Here is a 21248-nt window from a genome sequence, read left to right on the forward strand (position 1 = left end):
CTTAACGCTTGGCTTTCTTGTCAGCCACGTGCCCACGGTATGTGCGGGTACCGGCGAACTCGCCCAGTTTGTGGCCGACCATGTCTTCGTTCACGAGAACTGGGACGTGCTGGCGACCGTTGTGTACAGCGATGGTCAGACCGACCATTTGTGGCAGGATCATCGAACGACGCGACCAGGTCTTAACTGGTTTGCGATCGTTCTTTTCCGCCGCCACTTCGATCTTCTTCAGTAGGTGAAGATCAATAAAAGGACCTTTTTTCAGAGAACGTGGCACTGTCGTATCCCTCTATTTACTTGCGACGACGGACGATCATTTTGTCGGTACGCTTATTACCACGAGTCTTCGCGCCCTTAGTCGGGAAGCCCCATGGCGATACCGGATGACGACCACCAGAGGTACGACCTTCACCACCACCATGTGGGTGGTCAACCGGGTTCATGGCAACACCACGAACGGTTGGGCGAACGCCACGCCAGCGCTTGGCACCAGCTTTACCCAACGAACGCAGGCTGTGCTCGGAGTTCGAGACTTCGCCCAGGGTCGCACGGCATTCAGCCAGTACTTTACGCATCTCACCAGAACGCAGACGCAGGGTCACGTAGACACCTTCACGAGCGATCAGCTGAGCCGAAGCACCAGCGGAACGAGCGATCTGTGCGCCTTTACCTGGCTTCAATTCGATGCCGTGTACGGTGCTACCAACTGGAATGTTACGCAGTTGCAGAGCGTTGCCCGGCTTGATCGGTGCCAGGGCACCTGCGATCAGCTGGTCGCCAGCGCTCACGCCTTTAGGGGCGATGATGTAGCGACGCTCGCCATCTGCGTACAGCAGCAGAGCGATGTGAGCAGTACGGTTTGGATCGTATTCGATACGCTCGACGGTGGCAGCGATGCCATCCTTGTCGTTGCGACGGAAGTCGACCAGACGGTAATGCTGCTTATGACCACCACCGATGTGACGAGTGGTAATACGGCCATTGTTGTTACGACCACCAGACTTCGATTTTTTCTCGAGCAGCGGTGCGTGAGGAGCGCCTTTATGCAGCTCCTGGTTGACCACCTTGACCACAAAACGGCGGCCAGGGGAAGTCGGTTTGCATTTAACGATTGCCATGATGCACCCCTTCCTTACTCAGCACTGCTGCTGAAATCGAGATCTTGGCCTGGCTGAAGGGAGATAACTGCCTTCTTCCAGTCATTACGCTTGCCCAGACCGCGAGCAGTGCGCTTGCTCTTACCCAGAACATTCAGGGTAGTAACGCGCTCTACTTTCACGCTGAACAGGCTTTCGACGGCCTTCTTGATTTCCAGCTTGGTTGCATCGGTTGCAACCTTGAAAACGAACTGGCCTTTCTTGTCTGCCAGAACCGTAGCCTTCTCGGAAACGTGCGGGCCAAGCAGAACTTTAAATACGCGTTCCTGGTTCATCCCAGCAGCTCCTCGAATTTCTTCACGGCCGACACGGTGATCAACACCTTGTCGTATGCGATCAGACTGACCGGATCGGAACCCTGCACGTCACGAACATCGACGTGTGGCAGGTTGCGAGCAGCCAGGTACAGGTTCTGATCAACAGCGTCAGACACGATCAGGACGTCAGTCAGACCCATGCCATTCAGCTTGTTCAGCAGATCTTTGGTTTTCGGTGCTTCAACAGCGAAGTCCTGAACCACGACCAGACGATCAGTACGCACCAGCTCAGCAAGGATGGAACGCATTGCTGCGCGGTACATCTTCTTGTTCAGCTTCTGGGAGTGATCCTGAGGACGAGCTGCGAAAGTGGTACCGCCGCCACGCCAGATTGGGCTACGGATAGTACCGGCACGAGCACGGCCAGTACCTTTCTGACGCCATGGGCGCTTACCGCCACCAGAAACGTCGGAACGGGTCTTTTGCTGCTTGCTACCTTGACGGCCGCCGGCCATGTAGGCCACGACTGCTTGGTGAACCAGCGTCTCGTTGAATTCGCCGCCAAATGTCAGTTCGGAAACTTCGATCGCTTGAGCGTCATTTACATTTAATTGCATGTCAGCTTCCCCTTAACCGCGAGCCTTGGCTGCTGGACGTACAACCAAGTTGCCGCCAGTAGCGCCAGGAACAGCGCCCTTGACCAACAACAGATTGCGTTCAGCGTCCACGCGCACTACTTCGAGGGACTGCACGGTCACGCGCTCAGCGCCCATATGACCGGACATTTTCTTGCCCTTGAATACACGACCAGGAGTCTGGCACTGGCCGATAGAGCCTGGAACGCGGTGGGATACGGAGTTACCGTGGGTGTTATCTTGCCCGCGGAAGTTCCAACGCTTGATCGTACCCTGGAAGCCTTTACCCTTGGACTGACCGGTTACATCAACCAGTTGACCAGCGGCGAAGATTTCAGCGTTGATCAGATCGCCGGCCTGGTACTCGCCTTCTTCAAGACGGAATTCCATTACGGTACGACCAGCGGCTACGTTCGCCTTGGCGAAGTGGCCAGCCTGAGCTGCTGTTACACGCGAAGCACGACGCTCGCCGACAGTGACTTGCACTGCACGATAGCCATCGGTCTCTTCAGTTTTGAACTGGGTGACGCGATTCGGCTCGATCTCAATGACCGTGACCGGAATGGAGACACCTTCTTCGGTGAAAATACGGGTCATACCGCATTTACGACCGACTACACCAATAGTCATGTTGTAAACCTCATGAGTGTACGGGGCTTTCACCCGCTATGGCCGCCCATTTCAGAGCGTTACACGACTAAGACCGAGTCTTAGCCGAGGCTGATCTGCACTTCCACACCGGCCGCAAGATCGAGCTTCATAAGAGCATCAACGGTTTTATCCGTTGGCTGGACGATGTCCAGAACGCGCTTATGAGTACGGATCTCGTACTGGTCACGCGCGTCTTTGTTGACGTGCGGGGAGACCAGAACGGTGAACCGCTCTTTACGGGTAGGCAGTGGAATTGGACCACGCACTTGAGCACCAGTACGTTTCGCGGTTTCCACGATTTCCTGGGTGGATTGGTCGATCAGGCGATGGTCAAAAGCCTTCAACCTGATACGGATTTGCTGATTTTGCATTGGATTTCAGACTCCGGCTGCTATTCCCACCGGGCGCAATACGCCCGTTAAAAGGAGGCGCAATTCTATAGACGCCCCTGATAGGTGTCAACCTAATAAAAAAGCCCCCGCTAAGCGGGGGCTTTCCTGTTCATCGAGCCGACTCTGGAAGAGTCTTATTCGATGACTTTGGCTACGACGCCAGCGCCGACGGTACGACCGCCTTCACGGATAGCGAAACGCAGACCGTCTTCCATCGCGATGGTCTTGATCAGGGTAACAGTCATCTGAATGTTGTCACCTGGCATTACCATTTCAACGCCTTCTGGCAGCTCGCAGTTACCAGTCACGTCAGTTGTACGGAAGTAGAACTGTGGACGGTAGCCTTTGAAGAACGGAGTATGACGGCCGCCTTCTTCCTTGCTCAGAACGTAGACTTCTGCGGTGAACTTGGTGTGCGGCTTGACGGTGCCTGGCTTGACCAGAACCTGGCCACGCTCAACGTCGTCACGCTTGGTGCCGCGCAGCAGTACGCCGCAGTTCTCGCCAGCACGACCTTCGTCGAGCAGCTTGCGGAACATTTCAACGCCGGTGCAGGTAGTTTTCTGAGTGTCGCGCAGACCGACGATCTCAACTTCTTCCTGGATACGGACGATGCCACGCTCAACACGACCAGTCACAACGGTACCGCGACCGGAGATCGAGAATACGTCTTCGATTGGCATCAGGAACGGCTTGTCGATAGCACGCTCAGGCTCTGGGATGTAGCTGTCCAGAGTTTCCACCAGCTTCTTGACAGCAGTGGTGCCCATTTCGTTGTCGTCTTGGCCGTTCAGAGCCATCAGAGCCGAACCGATGATGATTGGAGTGTCATCACCTGGGAAGTCGTAAGTGCTCAGCAGGTCGCGCACTTCCATCTCAACCAGTTCCAGCAGCTCAGCGTCGTCAACCATGTCAGCCTTGTTCAGGAAGACAACGATGTACGGAACGCCTACCTGACGGGACAGCAGGATGTGCTCACGGGTTTGTGGCATCGGACCATCGGCGGCCGAGCAAACCAGGATCGCGCCGTCCATCTGGGCAGCACCAGTGATCATGTTTTTTACGTAGTCGGCGTGACCTGGGCAGTCAACGTGTGCGTAGTGACGCACGGCCGAATCGTATTCAACGTGAGCGGTGTTGATGGTGATACCGCGAGCTTTTTCTTCCGGGGCGCTGTCGATCTTGTCGAAGTCAACCTTGGCCGAACCGAAAACTTCGGAGCAGACGCGGGTCAGAGCAGCGGTCAGAGTAGTTTTACCGTGGTCAACGTGGCCGATGGTGCCAACGTTGACGTGCGGTTTGTTCCGTTCAAATTTTTCTTTAGCCACGACAATTAACTCCTAGCTTAAAGGGGCTGGATCAGCCTTGCTTTTTGGTAACAGTCTCGACGATATGCGACGGAGCTGTATTGTATTTTTTGAATTCCATAGAGTAGCTTGCGCGACCCTGAGACATGGAGCGAACGTCGGTTGCGTAACCGAACATCTCACCCAACGGAACCTCGGCACGGATAACTTTGCCGGAAACCGTATCTTCCATACCCAGAATCATGCCACGACGACGGTTAAGGTCGCCCATGACATCACCCATGTAGTCTTCAGGCGTAACGACTTCTACCGCCATGATAGGTTCAAGCAACTCACCACCGCCCTTCTGGGCCAGTTGCTTGGTAGCCATGGAAGCAGCCACCTTGAACGCCATCTCGTTGGAGTCGACGTCGTGGTAAGAACCGTCGAACACGGTCGCCTTCAGGCCGATCAGCGGATAGCCGGCAACAACGCCGTTCTTCATCTGCTCTTCGATACCCTTCTGGATCGCCGGGATGTATTCCTTAGGAACCACACCACCTACGACTTCGTTCACGAATTGCAGACCTTCCTGACCTTCGTCAGCCGGTGCAAAACGAATCCAGCAGTGACCGAACTGGCCACGACCGCCGGACTGGCGAACGAACTTGCCTTCGATTTCACAGTTCTTCGTGATGCGCTCACGATAGGAAACCTGAGGCTTACCGATGTTGGCTTCGACGTTGAACTCACGGCGCATCCGGTCAACCAGGATGTCCAGGTGCAGCTCGCCCATGCCGGAGATGATCGTCTGACCAGTCTCTTCATCAGTCTTGACGCGGAAAGACGGGTCTTCCTGAGCGAGCTTGCCCAGAGCGATACCCATTTTTTCCTGGTCATCCTTGGTCTTAGGCTCAACGGCAACCGAGATTACCGGCTCCGGGAAGTCCATGCGAACCAGGATGATTGGCTTGTCAGCGTTGCACAAGGTTTCACCAGTGGTGACGTCCTTCATGCCGATCAAGGCCGCGATGTCACCAGCGCGCACTTCCTTGATTTCTTCACGGGCGTTTGCGTGCATTTGCACCATACGACCCACACGCTCTTTCTTGCCTTTTACCGAGTTGATCACGCCGTCGCCGGATGCCAACACGCCCGAGTAAACCCGAACAAAGGTCAAGGTACCCACGAATGGGTCGGTAGCGATCTTGAATGCCAAAGCCGCGAACGGCTCGTCGTCACTTGCGTGACGCTCCATTTCCTCTTCCTCGTTATCCGGGTTGGAACCCTTGATAGCAGGAATGTCGGTTGGAGCAGGCAGGAAGTCGATAACAGCGTCGAGAACCAGGGGAACACCCTTGTTCTTGAAGGAAGAACCGCAAACGGCCAGAACGATTTCACCAGCAATAGTACGCTGACGCAGAGCAGCCTTGATTTCGTCGTTGGTGAGTTCTTCACCTTCGAGGTACTTGTTCATCAGCTCTTCGCTGGCTTCGGCCGCAGCCTCGACCATGTTGCTGCGCCATTGCTCGGCTTCTTCCAACAGTTCAGCAGGAATTTCCTTGCGAACAGGGACCATGCCCTTGTCGGAGTCATTCCAGTACACGGCCTGCATGTTGATCAGGTCGATTTGGCCCTGGAAGTTGTCTTCCGAACCGATAGCGAGCTGGATAGGCACCGGAGTGTGACCCAGACGCTGCTTGATCTGACCGATCACGCGCAGGAAGTTGGCACCAGCACGGTCCATCTTGTTTACATAAACAAGGCGTGGAACGCCGTATTTGTTGGCCTGACGCCATACGGTTTCCGACTGAGGCTCAACACCCGAAGTACCACAGAACACAACGACCGCGCCGTCGAGTACACGCAGGGAACGCTCAACTTCAATGGTGAAGTCTACGTGGCCCGGGGTATCGATTACGTTGAAGCGATGCTCGTGCGGGTACTGCTTCTCGGAACCTTTCCAGAAGGCGGTGATAGCAGCAGAAGTAATGGTAATACCACGCTCCTGCTCCTGAACCATCCAGTCTGTGGTCGCGGCGCCGTCATGCACCTCGCCCATTTTGTGACTTTTGCCGGTGTAAAAAAGGACGCGCTCGGTGGTGGTGGTCTTACCAGCATCCACGTGAGCAACGATACCGATGTTACGGTAGCGATTAATCGGTGTAGTACGAGCCATAAAGCCCTCGCAAATTGAGTGACGCTAAAATTAGAAGCGGTAGTGCGAGAAAGCCTTGTTGGCTTCAGCCATACGGTGCACGTCTTCACGCTTCTTAACTGCAGCACCTTTACCTTCAGCAGCGTCCAACAGTTCACCAGCCAAACGCAGGGCCATGGACTTCTCGCCGCGCTTGCGGGCGAAGTCTACCAGCCAGCGCATTGCCAGGGCGTTACGACGGGAAGGACGAACTTCGACCGGAACCTGGTAAGTAGCACCGCCTACACGGCGCGACTTCACTTCGACCAGCGGAGCGATGGCGTCGAGAGCTTTCTCGAAGATTTCCAGGGGATCGCTGTTCTTGCGTTCCTTAACTTTGTCCAGTGCGCCATAAACGATACGTTCGGCAACGGCTTTCTTGCCGCTTTCCATAACGTGGTTCATGAACTTGGCGAGGATCTGGCTTCCGTATTTCGGATCGTCCAGAATCTCACGTTTGGCTGCTACGCGACGTCTTGGCATGATAAGCCCTCAAGCGGTCTTCAGGTTAGCCCGGGACAGCTCACGCTTGCCCGACCTTACTCTTATCGACTCAATAAAAATGAAAAACTGCAAAACGACCGATTACTTCGGACGCTTGGTACCGTACTTCGAACGACCCTGGTTACGACCTTTGACGCCGGAAGTATCCAAAGAACCGCGGACGGTGTGGTAACGAACACCTGGCAAGTCTTTTACACGACCGCCGCGGATCAGTACCACGCTGTGCTCTTGCAGGTTGTGACCTTCACCACCGATGTACGAGGAAACCTCGAAACCGTTGGTCAGGCGCACACGGCATACTTTACGCAGTGCCGAGTTAGGTTTTTTCGGCGTGGTGGTATACACACGGGTGCATACGCCACGACGTTGCGGGCAGTTCTGCAGCGCAGGCACGTCGGATTTCTCGACGATACGCTTACGCGGCTGACGTACCAGCTGGTTGATAGTTGCCATCTACTAGCTCCACTGTTGTCTTGCGACGCTATTGTCTTACAAGAAAAGCAAAATGGCAGGAACGAATTCCCGCCAAATTTAGGGGATCAAGAGTCTAAAGAGGATCTTGTCCCCAGTCAAGGCAAGGCCCCGACCTCCCCGCCCGCCGAATCTCGACAATTTGTCTCGATCCGCCGAACGGGGTGGTCAGGGCCAGGCACTTAATCAACGCCGAACTCAGTTACCGCTCGAGTTCAGTGCTTCGGTCAGTGCAGCTTCCACTTCACTGGCGCTCACGCGCAACGGCTTGTCTGCATCACGGCGACGCTTGCGCTCGCTGTGATAGGCCAAACCGGTACCGGCCGGGATCAGACGACCCACGACCACGTTTTCTTTCAGGCCGCGCAGGTAGTCGCGCTTGCCGGTTACCGCCGCCTCGGTCAATACACGGGTGGTTTCCTGGAAGGAAGCCGCCGAGATGAACGATTCGGTGGACAACGACGCCTTGGTGATACCCAGCAGTACGCGAGTGAACTTGGCAAGGAACTTGTCCTCGTTCGCCAGGCGCTCGTTTTCCACCAGCACGTGCGTCAGTTCCATCTGGTCGCCCTTGATGAAGCTGGAGTCGCCGGACTCGGAGATCTCAACTTTACGCAGCATCTGACGCAGGATGGTCTCGATGTGCTTGTCGTTGATCTTCACGCCTTGTAGACGGTAAACGTCCTGGATCTCGTTCACGATGTACTTGGCCAGCGCACTCACACCCAGCAGACGCAGGATGTCGTGTGGATCGCTCGGACCGTCCGAGATAACTTCGCCGCGGTTTACCTGTTCGCCTTCGAAAACGTTCAGGTGGCGCCACTTCGGAATCAGCTCTTCGTACGGATCGGTACCGTCGTTCGGGGTAATGACCAGACGGCGTTTGCCCTTGGTCTCTTTACCGAACGCGATGGTGCCGCTGACTTCAGCCAGAATCGAGGCTTCTTTCGGACGACGGGCTTCGAACAAGTCGGCAACACGCGGCAGACCACCGGTGATGTCGCGGGTTTTCGAAGTTTCCTGCGGGATACGAGCGATAACATCACCGATCGCGATCCGCGCACCGTCCGCCACACCGACCAGGGCGTTGGCTGGCAGGAAGTACTGAGCGATTACGTCAGTACCTGGCAGCAACAGGTCCTTGCCGTTGTCGTCGACCATCTTCACGGCCGGACGGATGTCCTTGCCGGCAGCTGGACGATCTTTTGCGTCGAGGACTTCAATGTTGGTCATACCGGTCAATTCGTCAGTCTGACGCTTGATCGTGATGCCTTCTTCCATGCCCACGTAGGTCACGGTACCTTTCATCTCGGTGACGATTGGGTGAGTGTGCGGATCCCACTTCGCCACGATGGCGCCAGCGTCGACCTTGTCGCCTTCCTTCACCGAAATCACAGCACCGTACGGCAGCTTGTAGCGCTCACGCTCACGACCGAAGTCGTCGGCAATCGCCAACTCACCGGAACGGGACACAGCTACCAGGTGACCGTCGACACGCTCAACGTGCTTCAGGTTGTGCAGACGGACGGTACCGCCATTCTTCACCTGTACGCTGTCGGCCGCGGAGGTCCGGCTTGCCGCACCACCGATGTGGAACGTACGCATCGTCAGCTGGGTACCCGGCTCACCGATGGACTGGGCAGCGATAACGCCGACCGCTTCACCGATGTTCACCTGGTGACCACGTGCCAGGTCGCGACCGTAGCACTTGGCGCAGATGCCGTAGCGAGTTTCGCAGCTGATCGGAGAACGCACGATCACTTCGTCGATGCTGTTGAGCTCGATGAACTCGACCCACTTCTCGTCAACCAGGGTGCCGGCAGGAACGATGACGTCCTCGGTACCTGGCTTGAATACGTCACGGGCGATGACACGACCCAATACGCGCTCACCCAACGGCTCTACAACGTCACCGCCTTCAATGTGCGGAGTCATTACCAGGCCATGTTCGGTGCCGCAATCGATCTCGGTCACGACCAGATCCTGGGCAACGTCAACCAGACGACGAGTCAGGTAACCGGAGTTAGCGGTTTTCAACGCAGTATCCGCAAGACCCTTACGAGCACCGTGAGTGGAGATGAAGTACTGAAGTACGCTCAAACCTTCACGGAAGTTCGCAGTAATCGGGGTCTCGATGATAGAACCGTCCGGCTTGGCCATCAGGCCACGCATACCGGCGAGCTGACGGATCTGCGCAGCAGAACCCCGTGCGCCCGAGTCGGCCATCATGTACATCGAGTTGAAGGACTCCTGGTCGACTTCGTCACCATGGCGGTCGATGACTTTCTCTTTCGAGAGGTTGGCCATCATCGCCTTGGAAACTTCGTCGTTCGCCTTGGACCAGAGGTCGATCACCTTGTTGTACTTCTCGCCCTGGGTTACCAGGCCGGATGCATACTGGCTTTCGATCTCTTTCACTTCTTCGGTGGCAGCACCGATGATGCGGGCTTTTTCATCCGGGATAACGAAGTCGTTAACGCCGATGGAAACGCCGGAAATGGTCGAATAGGCAAAACCGGTGTACATCAACTGGTCAGCGAAGATCACGGTCTCTTTCAGACCAACCACGCGGTAGCATTGGTTGATCAGCTTGGAGATCGCCTTTTTCTTCATCGGCAGGTTGACGACATCGAACGACAAGCCTTTGGGCACAACCTGGAACAACAGAGCACGACCGACGGTAGTGTCGACGATACGGGTGTTGGTCACGCTGTTGCCATCGCGATCGTTTACGGTTTCGTTGATCCGCACCTTGACCTTGGCGTGCAGTGCGGCTTCGCCGGCACGGAACACACGGTCAACTTCCTGCAGATCCGCGAACACACGACCTTCGCCCTTGGCGTTGATCGCTTCACGAGTCATGTAGTACAGACCCAGTACAACGTCCTGGGACGGCACGATGATCGGCTCACCGTTGGCTGGCGACAGGATGTTGTTGGTCGACATCATCAACGCACGCGCTTCCAGCTGGGCTTCCAGCGTCAGCGGTACGTGCACGGCCATTTGGTCGCCGTCGAAGTCGGCGTTGTACGCAGCACAGACCAGCGGGTGCAGCTGGATAGCCTTGCCTTCGATCAGTACCGGTTCAAACGCCTGGATACCCAGACGGTGAAGGGTCGGTGCACGGTTGAGCAGCACTGGGTGTTCGCGAATCACTTCAGCAAGAACGTCCCAGACCTCTGGCAGCTCGCGCTCGACCATCTTCTTGGCGGCTTTGATGGTGGTCGCAAGGCCACGCATTTCCAGCTTGCCGAAAATGAACGGCTTGAACAGTTCCAAAGCCATTTTCTTTGGCAGGCCGCACTGGTGCAGACGCAGGGTCGGGCCTACGGTAATTACCGAACGGCCGGAGTAGTCAACACGCTTACCGAGCAAGTTCTGACGGAAACGACCTTGCTTACCCTTGATCATGTCAGCCAGGGATTTCAGAGGACGCTTGTTCGAACCGGTGATGGCACGGCCACGACGACCGTTGTCGAGCAAGGCGTCGACCGCTTCCTGCAACATTCGCTTTTCGTTGCGCACGATGATGTCCGGAGCGGACAGGTCAAGCAGGCGCTTCAGGCGGTTGTTCCGGTTGATCACTCGACGATACAGATCGTTGAGGTCGGAAGTCGCGAAACGACCGCCATCAAGCGGAACCAGTGGACGCAGGTCTGGCGGCAGGACCGGCAGAACGGTCAGCACCATCCACTCTGGCAGGTTTCCGGAACCCTGGAAGGCTTCCATCAACTTCAGGCGCTTGGACAGCTTCTTGATCTTGGTTTCGGAGTTGGTTTGCGGAATCTCTTCGCGCAGGCGGCCAATCTCGTGCTCCAGGTCGATCGCGTGCAGCAGTTCGCGGACAGCTTCGGCACCCATGCGGGCATCGAAATCGTCGCCGAACTCTTCCAGCGCTTCGAAGTACTGCTCGTCGTTGAGCAACTGACCTTTTTCAAGGGTGGTCATGCCTGGATCGATAACGACGTAGCTCTCGAAGTAGAGAACGCGTTCGATATCACGCAGGGTCATGTCCATCAGCAGGCCGATACGGGACGGCAGCGATTTCAGGAACCAGATGTGAGCAACTGGCGAGGCCAGTTCGATGTGCGCCATGCGCTCACGACGAACTTTTGCCAGCGCGACTTCAACGCCGCACTTCTCACAGATCACGCCGCGATGCTTCAAGCGCTTGTACTTACCGCACAGGCACTCGTAATCCTTTACCGGGCCAAAGATCTTGGCGCAGAACAGGCCGTCACGCTCGGGTTTGAACGTACGGTAGTTGATGGTTTCCGGCTTTTTAACTTCACCGAACGACCACGAACGGATCATCTCAGGCGAGGCCAATCCAATACGGATGGCGTCGAACTCTTCGACTTGACCCTGGTTTTTCAGCAAATTCAGTAGGTCTTTCAAGGCCTTTCCTCCTGGCGGAGCAGAGAGCGGGCAACACAGCCCCGCTCTCGATTCGCGTCACGTGTTATTCGGTTTCCAGATCGATATCGATGCCGAGGGAACGAATTTCCTTGATCAACACGTTGAAGGACTCGGGCATGCCCGGCTCCATACGGTGATCGCCGTCCACGATGTTTTTGTACATCTTGGTCCGGCCGTTCACATCGTCCGACTTCACTGTGAGCATTTCTTGCAGAGTGTATGCAGCACCGTATGCTTCCAGTGCCCAGACCTCCATCTCCCCGAAACGCTGACCACCGAACTGCGCCTTACCACCCAGCGGCTGCTGGGTAACCAGGCTGTAAGAACCGGTAGAACGAGCGTGCATCTTGTCGTCTACCAAGTGGTTCAGCTTCAGCATGTACATGTAGCCAACGGTAACCGGACGCTCGAACTTGTTGCCGGTACGACCATCGAACAGCTGCATCTGGCCGCTTTCTGGCAGGTCTGCCAGTTTCAGCATGGCCTTGATTTCGCTTTCCTTGGCACCATCGAACACCGGGGTAGCCATTGGAACGCCGCCGCGCAGGTTCTTCGCCAGATCCAGGATTTCCTGATCGGAGAAGGTGTCCAGCTCTTCGTTGCGCCCGCCGATCTCGTTGTAGATCTCATGCAGGAACTTACGCAGGTCAGCGACTTTGCGCTGCTCTTCGATCATACGGTTGATCTTCTCGCCCAACCCTTTGGCCGCTAGGCCCAGGTGAGTTTCAAGAATCTGACCAACGTTCATACGCGAAGGTACGCCCAACGGGTTGAGGACCACATCGACCGGGGTGCCATTGGCATCGTGCGGCATGTCTTCAACCGGCATGATCACGGAGACCACACCCTTGTTACCGTGACGACCGGCCATCTTGTCGCCCGGCTGGATGCGGCGACGGATTGCCAGGTAGACCTTGACGATTTTCAGCACGCCTGGAGCCAGGTCATCGCCCTGCTGCAGCTTGCGCTTCTTGTCTTCGAACTTGTCGTCCAGCAGACGGCGGCGATCAACGATGTAGGCCTGTGCCTTCTCGAGCTGCTCGTTCAGAGCATCTTCAGCCATGCGCAGCTTGAACCACTGACCATGCTCAAGACCGTCGAGGACTTCGTCGGTGATCTCCTGACCTTTCTTCAGGCCGGCGCCGCCTTCGGCTTTGTGGCCGACCAGGGCGGAGCGCAGACGTTCGAAAGTCGCGCCTTCGACAATACGGAACTCTTCGTTCAGGTCCTTGCGGATCTCGTCGAGCTGAGTCTTCTCGATCGACAGCGCACGAGCGTCACGCTCAACGCCGTCGCGGGTGAAGACCTGTACGTCGATGACGGTACCCTTGGTGCCGGTAGGCACGCGCAGGGAGGTGTCTTTTACGTCACTGGCTTTTTCACCGAAGATCGCACGCAGCAGTTTCTCTTCCGGAGTCAGCTGGGTCTCGCCTTTCGGAGTGACCTTGCCGACCAGGATGTCGCCTGCGCCTACTTCAGCACCTACATAAACGATACCGGCTTCGTCCAGCTTGTTCAGTGCAGCTTCACCCACGTTCGGGATGTCCGCAGTGATTTCCTCTGGGCCAAGCTTGGTGTCACGCGCCACACAGGTCAGTTCCTGGATGTGGATCGTGGTGAAGCGGTCTTCCTGGACCACACGCTCGGACAGGCAGATGGAGTCTTCGAAGTTGAAGCCGTTCCATGCCATGAAGGCGATGCGCATGTTCTGGCCCAGAGCCAGTTCACCCATATCGGTGGACGGGCCGTCAGCCATGATGTCGCTGCGCTGAACCCGATCACCCTTGCTTACCAGCGGACGCTGGTTGATGCAGGTGTTCTGGTTGGAGCGGGTGTATTTGGTCAGGTTGTAGATGTCGACACCAGCTTCGCCAGTTTCAACTTCGTCATCGGCAACACGAACCACGATACGGCTGGCGTCGACGGAATCGATTACACCGCCACGACGAGCCACGACGCAAACGCCGGAGTCACGGGCAACGTTACGCTCCATGCCGGTACCTACCAGCGGCTTGTCGGCGCGCAGGGTCGGTACCGCCTGACGCTGCATGTTCGAACCCATCAACGCACGGTTGGCGTCGTCGTGCTCGAGGAACGGGATCAGAGACGCTGCAACCGAAACAACCTGCTTCGGCGATACGTCCATCAAGGTGACGTCTTCCGGCGCCTTGACGGTGAACTCGTTCAGGTGACGAACGGCTACCAGCTCGTCGATCAGGACTTTCTTGTCGTTCATCGTGGCCGAAGCCTGGGCGATCACGTGATCAGCCTCTTCGATGGCGGACAGGAACACGATCTCGTCGGTGACCAGGGCGTCTTTCACCACGCGGTACGGGCTCTCGAGGAAGCCGTACTGGTTGGTGCGCGCGTAGGCAGCCAGGGAGTTGATCAGACCGATGTTCGGACCTTCCGGCGTTTCGATCGGGCAAACGCGACCGTAGTGGGTCGGGTGTACGTCACGAACTTCGAAGCCTGCGCGCTCACGAGTCAGACCGCCTGGGCCGAGTGCGGAGACACGGCGCTTGTGGGTGATCTCGGACAGCGGGTTGTTCTGGTCCATGAACTGGGACAGCTGGCTCGAACCGAAGAACTCTTTCACCGCCGCAGCCACAGGCTTGGCGTTGATCAGGTCTTGCGGCATCAGGCCTTCGCTTTCAGCCATCGACAGGCGTTCCTTGACCGCACGCTCTACGCGCACCAGGCCAACACGGAACTGGTTTTCGGCCATCTCGCCGACACAGCGAACACGACGGTTACCCAGGTGGTCGATGTCATCGACGATGCCTTTGCCGTTACGGATGTCGACCAGGGTCTTGAGGACCGCAACGATGTCATCCTTGTTCAGCACGCCCGAACCTTCGATCTCGGTACGACCGATGCGACGGTTGAACTTCATCCGGCCGACCGCAGACAGGTCATAGCGCTCAGGACTGAAGAACAGGTTGTTGAACAGGGTCTCGGCGGCATCCTTGGTTGGCGGCTCGCCAGGACGCATCATGCGATAGATTTCGACCAGCGCTTCCAGTTGGTTGCCGGTGGAGTCGATCTTCAGCGTGTCGGAGATGAACGGACCGCAGTCGATGTCGTTGGTGTACAGGGTCTCGATACGAACGACCTGAGCCTTGACGATTTTCGCCAGGATCTCGACAGTCAGCTCGGTGTTGCACTCTGCGATGATCTCGCCAGTAGCTGGATGCACGATGACCTTGGCCGAAGTGCGACCCAGGACGTAGTCCATCGGCACCTGCAGCTCTTTGATCCCGGCCTTTTCCAGCTGGTTGATGTGGCGAGCGGTAATACGACGGCCTTGCTCGACAATCACCTTGCCCTTGTCATCCTGGATATCCAGGACGGCGATTTCACCGCGCAGGCGCTGAGGCACCAACTCCAGGCTCAGGTTTTCACCCTGCACATGGAATACGTTGGTGGTGTAGAACGCGTCCAGCACTTCCTCGGTGGTATAGCCGAGCGCGCGCAGCAGTACCGATGCAGGCAGCTTGCGACGACGGTCGATACGCACGAACACGCAGTCTTTCGGGTCGAACTCGAAGTCCAGCCACGAACCGCGGTAAGGAATGATGCGCGCAGAGTAGAGCAGTTTGCCGGAGCTGTGCGTCTTGCCACGGTCGTGGTCGAAGAACACGCCCGGAGAACGGTGCAGCTGGGAAACGATTACACGCTCGGTACCGTTGATTACGAAGGTACCGTTTTCAGTCATCAGGGGGATTTCGCCCATGTAGACTTCTTGCTCTTTGATGTCCTTGATCGCTTTGTTCGACGATTCTTTGTCGAAAATGATCAGGCGCACTTTTACCCGCAAAGGTACGGCGTAAGTTACACCGCGCAATACGCATTCTTTGACATCAAATGCCGGTTCGCCCAGGCGATAACCGACGTACTCCAGCGCAGCATTGCCGGAGTAGCTGATGATCGGGAAAACGGATTTGAAGGCCGCATGCAGGCCCACGTCGCGGAACTGATCTTTAGTCGCTCCCGCTTGCAAGAATTCACGATACGAATCCAGCTGGATGGCCAGGAGGTACGGCACATCCATGACGTCCGGCAACTTGCTAAAGTCCTTGCGGATACGTTTTTTCTCAGTATATGAGTAAGCCATCAGCGTTCCCCAGCTTGGTCACCTGCTTGTTTGGCCCCTCCCGACGGGAGCAGCCAGAAAATCGTGCAAACCCCATGGTTTGCGCCACCACATCGGGTGGTTACAGCTCGTGATCAGCACCGACCCAGTCGGCTGCCAATAACGGAAAAAGGCCGGTGGCAAGAGCCACCAGCCATCAGCCTGTCGCTTAACGCTCGGGCTGGAGACGCAAAGTCGATGCTTACTTCAGCTCGACTTTAGCGCCTGCTTCTTCCAGAGCGGCCTTGGCTTTGTCAGCTGCGTCTTTGGCAACAGCTTCCAGAACCATGGCAGGAGCGCCGTCAACTACAGCCTTGGCTTCTTTCAGGCCCAGACCGGTCAGTTCACGTACTGCCTTGATCACGTTTACTTTCTTCTCGCCAGCTTCGGTCAGCATGACGTTGAATTCGGTTTGCTCTTCAGCAACGGCAGCAGCAACAGCTGGACCAGCGGAAGCAGCAGCAGCGGTAACACCGAATTTTTCTTCGAAAGCTTTGATCAGCTCAACAACTTCCATTACGGACATGTTGGCTACTGCTTCGAGGATGTCGTTTTGAGAGATAGTCATGAAACTAAATTCCTGAATTGGGGGACGGCCTACGCGACCATCGAAATAAACAAAAAACGCGAAAAGAGGTGTCGAGCCTTAGGCTGCGGCAGCTTCTTTCTGGTCGCGCAGTGCCGCCAGGGTACGAGCCAATTTGCTGGTAGCGCCTTGCATCACGCTCATCAGCTGGGAAATTGCTTCGTCACGGGTCGGCAGAGTTGCCAGTACGTCGATCTGGTTAGCTGCGAGGAACTTGCCCTCGAACGCAGCTGCCTTAATCTCGAACTTGTCCTGACCTTTGGCGAATTCCTTGAACAAACGGGCAGCAGCGCCAGGATGTTGGTTGGAGAACGCGATCAAGGTCGGGCCGGTGAACACGTCGTTGAGAACACTGTATTCAGTGTCAGCAACAGCGCGCTTGAGCAAGGTGTTACGTACAACACGTACGTAAACGCCAGCTTCACGGGCCTCTTTACGGAGTCCGGTCATAGCGCCTACTGTTACGCCACGGGCATCAGCCACGACAGCGGACAGAGCAGCTTTGGCAGCCTCGTTGACTTCAGCGACGATGGCCTTCTTGTCTTCGAGTTTAATTGCCACGGGTTTAACTCCTGCTTGTTACCGTTTCATCCGATCGAAACCGAATGTCGTTTTGGTGTCTGATTCGGTAAGGAACCGGGAGCACCATCTGCGTAGGCTTGTGGTTTAAGACTTTCGTCGCCTACGGTCTTGGACAGCCCCCGCCAGGCAGGGACCCCAATATTTGACTGGCGTAATCGCTTACGCCAACCGTTGTCTTACGCGTCGAGCGAGCTCTGATCGATAACCAGACCTGGGCCCATAGTGGTGCTCAGGGTAACGCGCTTGACGTAAATACCTTTCGAAGAAGCTGGCTTGATACGCTTCAGATCGGCGATCAAGGCTTCAACGTTTTCCTTCAGCTTGACGGCGTCGAAGCCAATCTTGCCAACGGAAGTGTGGATAATGCCGTTCTTGTCGGTGCGATAACGAACCTGACCAGCCTTGGCGTTTTTAACCGCGGTGGCTACGTCTGGCGTTACAGTGCCGACTTTAGGGTTAGGCATCAGGCCACGTGGACCGAGGATCTGACCCAACTGGCCGACAACGCGCATGGCATCCGGGGATGCGATCACGACGTCATAGTTCAGGTCGCCACCTTTCATTTCGGCAGCCAGATCGTCCATGCCTACGCGGTCAGCGCCAGCAGCCAGAGCAGCTTCAGCTGCTGGGCCCTGGGTGAACACGGCAACACGAACGGTCTTGCCAGTGCCGTGTGGCAGCACGGTTGCGCTACGTACGACCTGGTCGGATTTACGTGGGTCAACGCCCAGGTTCACAGCAACGTCGAACGACTCGCTGAACTTGACAGTCGACAGCTCAGCCAGCAGAGCGGCAGCATCTACAAAGTTGTAGGCCTTGCCTGCTTCGATTTTGCCGGCGATAGCCTTTTGACGCTTGGTCAGCTTAGCCATTACACACCCTCCACGTTAAGGCCCATGCTACGAGCAGAACCGGCGATAGTACGCACGGCTGCATCCATATCAGCTGCAGTCAGATCCGCGTTTTTGGTTTTCGCGATTTCTTCCAGCTGAGCACGGGTAACGGTGCCAACCTTAACGGTGTTTGGACGAGCGGAACCGCTAGTCAAACCTGCAGCCTTCTTCAGCAGAACCGAAGCAGGGGTGCTTTTTGTTTCGAAAGTGAAGCTACGGTCGCTGTAGACAGTGATGATCACTGGAGTCGGCAGACCTGGCTCAAGACCCTGAGTACGGGCGTTGAAAGCCTTGCAGAATTCCATGATGTTCACGCCGTGCTGACCCAGTGCGGGACCAACAGGTGGGCTTGGGTTAGCCTGAGCGGCCTTCACTTGCAGCTTGATGTAAGCGGTAATCTTCTTGGCCATGAGGCACTCCAATTACGGGTTCGAACGCCTCGAAAGGCTCCCCGGTTGCTTGCGCGTTTATCCCAGTGACGACAAAACCCCACAGCCTTGGGCTGCGGGGTTGGGATGCCTGTTCAATCAGACCTTTTCGACCTGACTAAACTCCAACTCTACCGGAGTAGAGCGACCGAAAATGAGCACTGCCACTTGGATCCGGCTCTTTTCGTAGTTAACTTCTTCAACCGTGCCATTGAAATCTGCGAATGGACCGTCGGTGACACGTACAACCTCACCTGGCTCAAACAGCGTCTTTGGCTTCGGCTTGTCGCTACCATCAGCAACACGACGCAGAATCGCTTCTGCCTCTTTATCCGTGATCGGCGCAGGCTTGTCGGCGGTACCGCCAATAAAGCCCATCACCCGAGGGGTATCCTTGACCAAGTGCCAAGTCCCTTCGTTCATATCCATCTGTACCAGCACATAGCCTGGAAAGAACTTACGTTCACTTTTGCGCTTCTGGCCATTACGCATTTCAACCACTTCTTCAGTGGGAACCAGAATCTCGCCAAAGCCATCTTCCATGCCAGCCAGCTTCACACGCTCTATCAGCGAGCGCATAACATGCTTCTCGTAACCCGAGTAAGCATGCACAACGTACCAACGCTTAGCCACGGGACACCCTTAGCCAACAATCAAGGAAACAAGCCAGCCGAGCAGGGAATCGAGCCCCCACAACAGCAACGCCATCACCAGAACAACAGCCACAACGATCAACGTGGTCTGCGTGGTTTCTTGGCGAGTCGGCCATACGACTTTACGAATCTCGGTACGAGCTTCCTTAGCGAGTACGAAGAAAGACTTGCCCTTGGCTGTCTGGAGGCCTACAAAGGCAGCAACAGCAGCAATGGCGAGCAATGCAAGTACACGGTACAGGATCGGCGAAGCAGAAAAGTACTGATTGCCAACAACGCCAACAGCCACCAAAGCGACTACCACTAGCCACTTGAGCAGATCGAAGCGAGAGCCTTGAGCTTCAGCTTTAGGAGTCATCTATGAAGATCCTGTGAAAAGAAAGCCAGACACACCGAGTGAATCTGGCAGGTCAGGAGGGAATCGAACCCCCAACCTACGGTTTTGGAGACCGTCGCTCTGCCAATTGAGCTACTGACCTAAAACAAAATCAGGCCGACCATTATGCCGGCCTGAAAAAGACATTACAACTGTTTACTCGATGACTTTGGCTACGACACCAGCGCCGACGGTACGACCGCCTTCACGGATAGCGAAACGCAGACCGTCTTCCATCGCGATGGTCTTGATCAGGGTAACAGTCATCTGAATGTTGTCACCTGGCATTACCATTTCAACGCCTTCTGGCAGCTCGCAGTTACCAGTCACGTCAGTTGTACGGAAGTAGAACTGTGGACGGTAGCCTTTGAAGAACGGAGTATGACGGCCGCCTTCTTCCTTGCTCAGAACATAGACTTCTGCGGTGAACTTGGTGTGCGGCTTGACGGTGCCTGGCTTGACCAGAACCTGGCCACGCTCAACGTCGTCACGCTTGGTGCCGCGCAGCAGTACGCCGCAGTTCTCGCCAGCACGACCTTCGTCGAGCAGCTTGCGGAACATTTCAACGCCGGTGCAGGTAGTTTTCTGAGTGTCGCGCAGACCGACGATCTCAACTTCTTCCTGGATACGGACGATGCCACGCTCAACACGACCAGTCACAACAGTACCGCGACCGGAGATCGAGAATACGTCTTCGATTGGCATCAGGAACGGCTTGTCGATAGCACGCTCAGGCTCCGGGATGTAGCTGTCCAGAGTTTCCACCAGCTTCTTGACAGCAGTGGTGCCCATTTCGTTGTCGTCTTGGCCGTTCAGAGCCATCAGAGCCGAACCGATGATGATTGGAGTGTCATCACCTGGGAAGTCGTAAGTGCTCAGCAGGTCGCGCACTTCCATCTCAACCAGTTCCAGCAGCTCAGCGTCGTCAACCATGTCAGCCTTGTTCAGGAAGACAACGATGTACGGAACGCCTACCTGACGGGACAGCAGGATGTGCTCACGAGTTTGTGGCATCGGACCATCGGCGGCCGAGCAAACCAGGATCGCGCCGTCCATCTGGGCAGCACCAGTGATCATGTTTTTTACGTAGTCGGCGTGACCTGGGCAGTCAACGTGTGCGTAGTGACGCACGGCCGAATCGTATTCAACGTGAGCGGTGTTGATGGTGATACCGCGAGCTTTTTCTTCCGGGGCGCTGTCGATCTTGTCGAAGTCAACCTTGGCCGAACCGAAAACTTCGGAGCAGACGCGGGTCAGAGCAGCGGTCAGCGTGGTCTTACCGTGGTCGACGTGACCGATGGTACCAACGTTGACGTGCGGCTTATTACGTTCGAACTTTTCCTTAGCCATCGAAATCACCCCTAGGAGAAGAATTTAGCAAGTCACACAAGCCATTAAAACAAAGGCAGATATTTTCATATCTGCCTTGTAATATGGAGCTCTTGAGCGGATTTGAACCGCTGACCTCACCCTTACCAAGGGTGTGCTCTACCAACTGAGCTACAAGAGCAAAACACTTTGCACAACCTGCAAACTTGGAGCGGGTAGCGGGAATCGAACCCGCATCATCAGCTTGGAAGGCTGAGGTTCTACCACTAAACTATACCCGCGGAGCCTGCAGCTCAC

The 21248-nt window shown here is 56.0% G+C and carries 19 protein-coding genes and 3 tRNA genes; all 22 read right to left on the minus strand.

What is annotated here, in order from left to right; genetic code table 11:
* Position 1: 1 nt before the first annotated feature.
* On the minus strand, positions 2-277 hold the full coding sequence (rpsS, locus tag J3P79_RS23995) for a 30S ribosomal protein S19 (RefSeq protein ID WP_002555486.1): 276 nt from the start codon (positions 275-277) through the stop codon (positions 2-4).
* 16 nt (positions 278-293) lie between these two features.
* The gene (gene rplB, locus J3P79_RS24000; RefSeq protein WP_003186055.1) at positions 294-1118 is read right to left on the minus strand and encodes a 50S ribosomal protein L2; all 825 of its coding nucleotides are present in this window, start codon (positions 1116-1118) and stop codon (positions 294-296) included.
* 14 nt (positions 1119-1132) lie between these two features.
* Positions 1133-1432, minus strand: coding sequence for a 50S ribosomal protein L23 (rplW, locus tag J3P79_RS24005; protein ID WP_002555488.1), 300 nt, complete (start codon positions 1430-1432; stop codon positions 1133-1135).
* A complete protein-coding gene (gene rplD / locus J3P79_RS24010; RefSeq protein WP_003186057.1) occupies positions 1429-2031 on the minus strand; it encodes a 50S ribosomal protein L4 in 603 nt (200 codons plus the stop codon). Before rplD ends, rplW begins: the two co-directional genes overlap by 4 nt.
* A gap of 12 nt (positions 2032-2043) precedes the next feature.
* Complete coding sequence (gene rplC / locus J3P79_RS24015) at positions 2044-2679, minus strand: 50S ribosomal protein L3 (protein WP_003186059.1); 636 nt, start codon at positions 2677-2679, stop codon at positions 2044-2046.
* An 80-nt stretch (positions 2680-2759) separates the two neighbouring features.
* Positions 2760-3071, minus strand: coding sequence for a 30S ribosomal protein S10 (gene rpsJ / locus J3P79_RS24020; RefSeq protein ID WP_003186070.1), 312 nt, complete (start codon positions 3069-3071; stop codon positions 2760-2762).
* A gap of 155 nt (positions 3072-3226) precedes the next feature.
* Positions 3227-4420, minus strand: a complete 1194-nt coding sequence (tuf, locus tag J3P79_RS24025) for an elongation factor Tu (RefSeq protein ID WP_003186103.1) — start codon at positions 4418-4420, stop codon at positions 3227-3229.
* A gap of 31 nt (positions 4421-4451) precedes the next feature.
* A complete protein-coding gene (fusA, locus tag J3P79_RS24030) occupies positions 4452-6557 on the minus strand; it encodes an elongation factor G (protein ID WP_434606130.1) in 2106 nt (701 codons plus the stop codon).
* A gap of 30 nt (positions 6558-6587) precedes the next feature.
* The gene (gene rpsG / locus J3P79_RS24035) at positions 6588-7058 is read right to left on the minus strand and encodes a 30S ribosomal protein S7 (RefSeq protein ID WP_003186074.1); all 471 of its coding nucleotides are present in this window, start codon (positions 7056-7058) and stop codon (positions 6588-6590) included.
* A 102-nt stretch (positions 7059-7160) separates the two neighbouring features.
* Positions 7161-7532: a 30S ribosomal protein S12 gene (gene rpsL, locus J3P79_RS24040; protein WP_003186084.1), complete on the minus strand. Its 372-nt coding sequence runs from the start codon at positions 7530-7532 to the stop codon at positions 7161-7163.
* Positions 7533-7748: 216 nt separating this feature from the next.
* Positions 7749-11948, minus strand: a complete 4200-nt coding sequence (gene rpoC, locus J3P79_RS24045; RefSeq protein WP_434606134.1) for a DNA-directed RNA polymerase subunit beta' — start codon at positions 11946-11948, stop codon at positions 7749-7751.
* A 64-nt stretch (positions 11949-12012) separates the two neighbouring features.
* On the minus strand, positions 12013-16086 hold the full coding sequence (gene rpoB, locus J3P79_RS24050) for a DNA-directed RNA polymerase subunit beta (protein WP_434606137.1): 4074 nt from the start codon (positions 16084-16086) through the stop codon (positions 12013-12015).
* Positions 16087-16306: 220 nt separating this feature from the next.
* Positions 16307-16672, minus strand: a complete 366-nt coding sequence (rplL, locus tag J3P79_RS24055; protein ID WP_039594678.1) for a 50S ribosomal protein L7/L12 — start codon at positions 16670-16672, stop codon at positions 16307-16309.
* A 78-nt stretch (positions 16673-16750) separates the two neighbouring features.
* The gene (gene rplJ, locus J3P79_RS24060) at positions 16751-17251 is read right to left on the minus strand and encodes a 50S ribosomal protein L10 (RefSeq protein WP_039594677.1); all 501 of its coding nucleotides are present in this window, start codon (positions 17249-17251) and stop codon (positions 16751-16753) included.
* Positions 17252-17448: 197 nt separating this feature from the next.
* Complete coding sequence (gene rplA, locus J3P79_RS24065; protein WP_003186095.1) at positions 17449-18144, minus strand: 50S ribosomal protein L1; 696 nt, start codon at positions 18142-18144, stop codon at positions 17449-17451.
* Entirely contained in the window at positions 18144-18575 is a 432-nt protein-coding gene (rplK, locus tag J3P79_RS24070; RefSeq protein WP_003176435.1) for a 50S ribosomal protein L11, read from the minus strand. Before rplK ends, rplA begins: the two co-directional genes overlap by 1 nt.
* Before the next feature lie 117 nt (positions 18576-18692).
* Positions 18693-19226, minus strand: coding sequence for a transcription termination/antitermination protein NusG (gene nusG / locus J3P79_RS24075; RefSeq protein ID WP_010443972.1), 534 nt, complete (start codon positions 19224-19226; stop codon positions 18693-18695).
* 9 nt (positions 19227-19235) lie between these two features.
* Complete coding sequence (gene secE, locus J3P79_RS24080; RefSeq protein WP_039594676.1) at positions 19236-19604, minus strand: preprotein translocase subunit SecE; 369 nt, start codon at positions 19602-19604, stop codon at positions 19236-19238.
* A 45-nt stretch (positions 19605-19649) separates the two neighbouring features.
* A tRNA-Trp gene (locus tag J3P79_RS24085) sits at positions 19650-19725 on the minus strand.
* Positions 19726-19778: 53 nt separating this feature from the next.
* A complete protein-coding gene (tuf, locus tag J3P79_RS24090) occupies positions 19779-20972 on the minus strand; it encodes an elongation factor Tu (RefSeq protein WP_003186103.1) in 1194 nt (397 codons plus the stop codon).
* 84 nt (positions 20973-21056) lie between these two features.
* Positions 21057-21132 (minus strand) — tRNA-Thr (locus J3P79_RS24095).
* Between the two features lie 26 nt (positions 21133-21158).
* Positions 21159-21232 (minus strand) — tRNA-Gly (locus tag J3P79_RS24100).
* Positions 21233-21248: the final 16 nt, after the last annotated feature.

The organism is Pseudomonas sp. R1-7 (assembly GCF_051132105.1).
In the GTDB taxonomy this organism is placed as follows: Bacteria; Pseudomonadota; Gammaproteobacteria; order Pseudomonadales; family Pseudomonadaceae; genus Aquipseudomonas.

Bases quoted from the DNA above. Each gene is read 5' to 3' on its own strand.
- rplD (WP_003186057.1), bottom strand. From the start codon at position 2,031: ATGCAATTAAATGTAAATGACGCTCAAGCGATCGAAGTTTCCGAACTG.
- fusA (WP_434606130.1), bottom strand. From the start codon at position 6,557: ATGGCTCGTACTACACCGATTAATCGCTACCGTAACATCGGTATCGTT.
- rplA (WP_003186095.1), bottom strand. From the start codon at position 18,144: ATGGCTAAGCTGACCAAGCGTCAAAAGGCTATCGCCGGCAAAATCGAA.
- rpsL (WP_003186084.1), bottom strand. From the start codon at position 7,532: ATGGCAACTATCAACCAGCTGGTACGTCAGCCGCGTAAGCGTATCGTC.
- rpoB (WP_434606137.1), bottom strand. From the start codon at position 16,086: ATGGCTTACTCATATACTGAGAAAAAACGTATCCGCAAGGACTTTAGC.
- tuf (WP_003186103.1), bottom strand. From the start codon at position 20,972: ATGGCTAAGGAAAAGTTCGAACGTAATAAGCCGCACGTCAACGTTGGT.
- rpsJ (WP_003186070.1), bottom strand. From the start codon at position 3,071: ATGCAAAATCAGCAAATCCGTATCAGGTTGAAGGCTTTTGACCATCGC.
- rpsG (WP_003186074.1), bottom strand. From the start codon at position 7,058: ATGCCAAGACGTCGCGTAGCAGCCAAACGTGAGATTCTGGACGATCCG.
- rplW (WP_002555488.1), bottom strand. From the start codon at position 1,432: ATGAACCAGGAACGCGTATTTAAAGTTCTGCTTGGCCCGCACGTTTCC.
- rplC (WP_003186059.1), bottom strand. From the start codon at position 2,679: ATGACTATTGGTGTAGTCGGTCGTAAATGCGGTATGACCCGTATTTTC.
- rplL (WP_039594678.1), bottom strand. From the start codon at position 16,672: ATGACTATCTCTCAAAACGACATCCTCGAAGCAGTAGCCAACATGTCC.
- rplB (WP_003186055.1), bottom strand. From the start codon at position 1,118: ATGGCAATCGTTAAATGCAAACCGACTTCCCCTGGCCGCCGTTTTGTG.
- secE (WP_039594676.1), bottom strand. From the start codon at position 19,604: ATGACTCCTAAAGCTGAAGCTCAAGGCTCTCGCTTCGATCTGCTCAAG.
- rplK (WP_003176435.1), bottom strand. From the start codon at position 18,575: ATGGCCAAGAAGATTACCGCTTACATCAAGCTGCAAGTGAAGGCCGCT.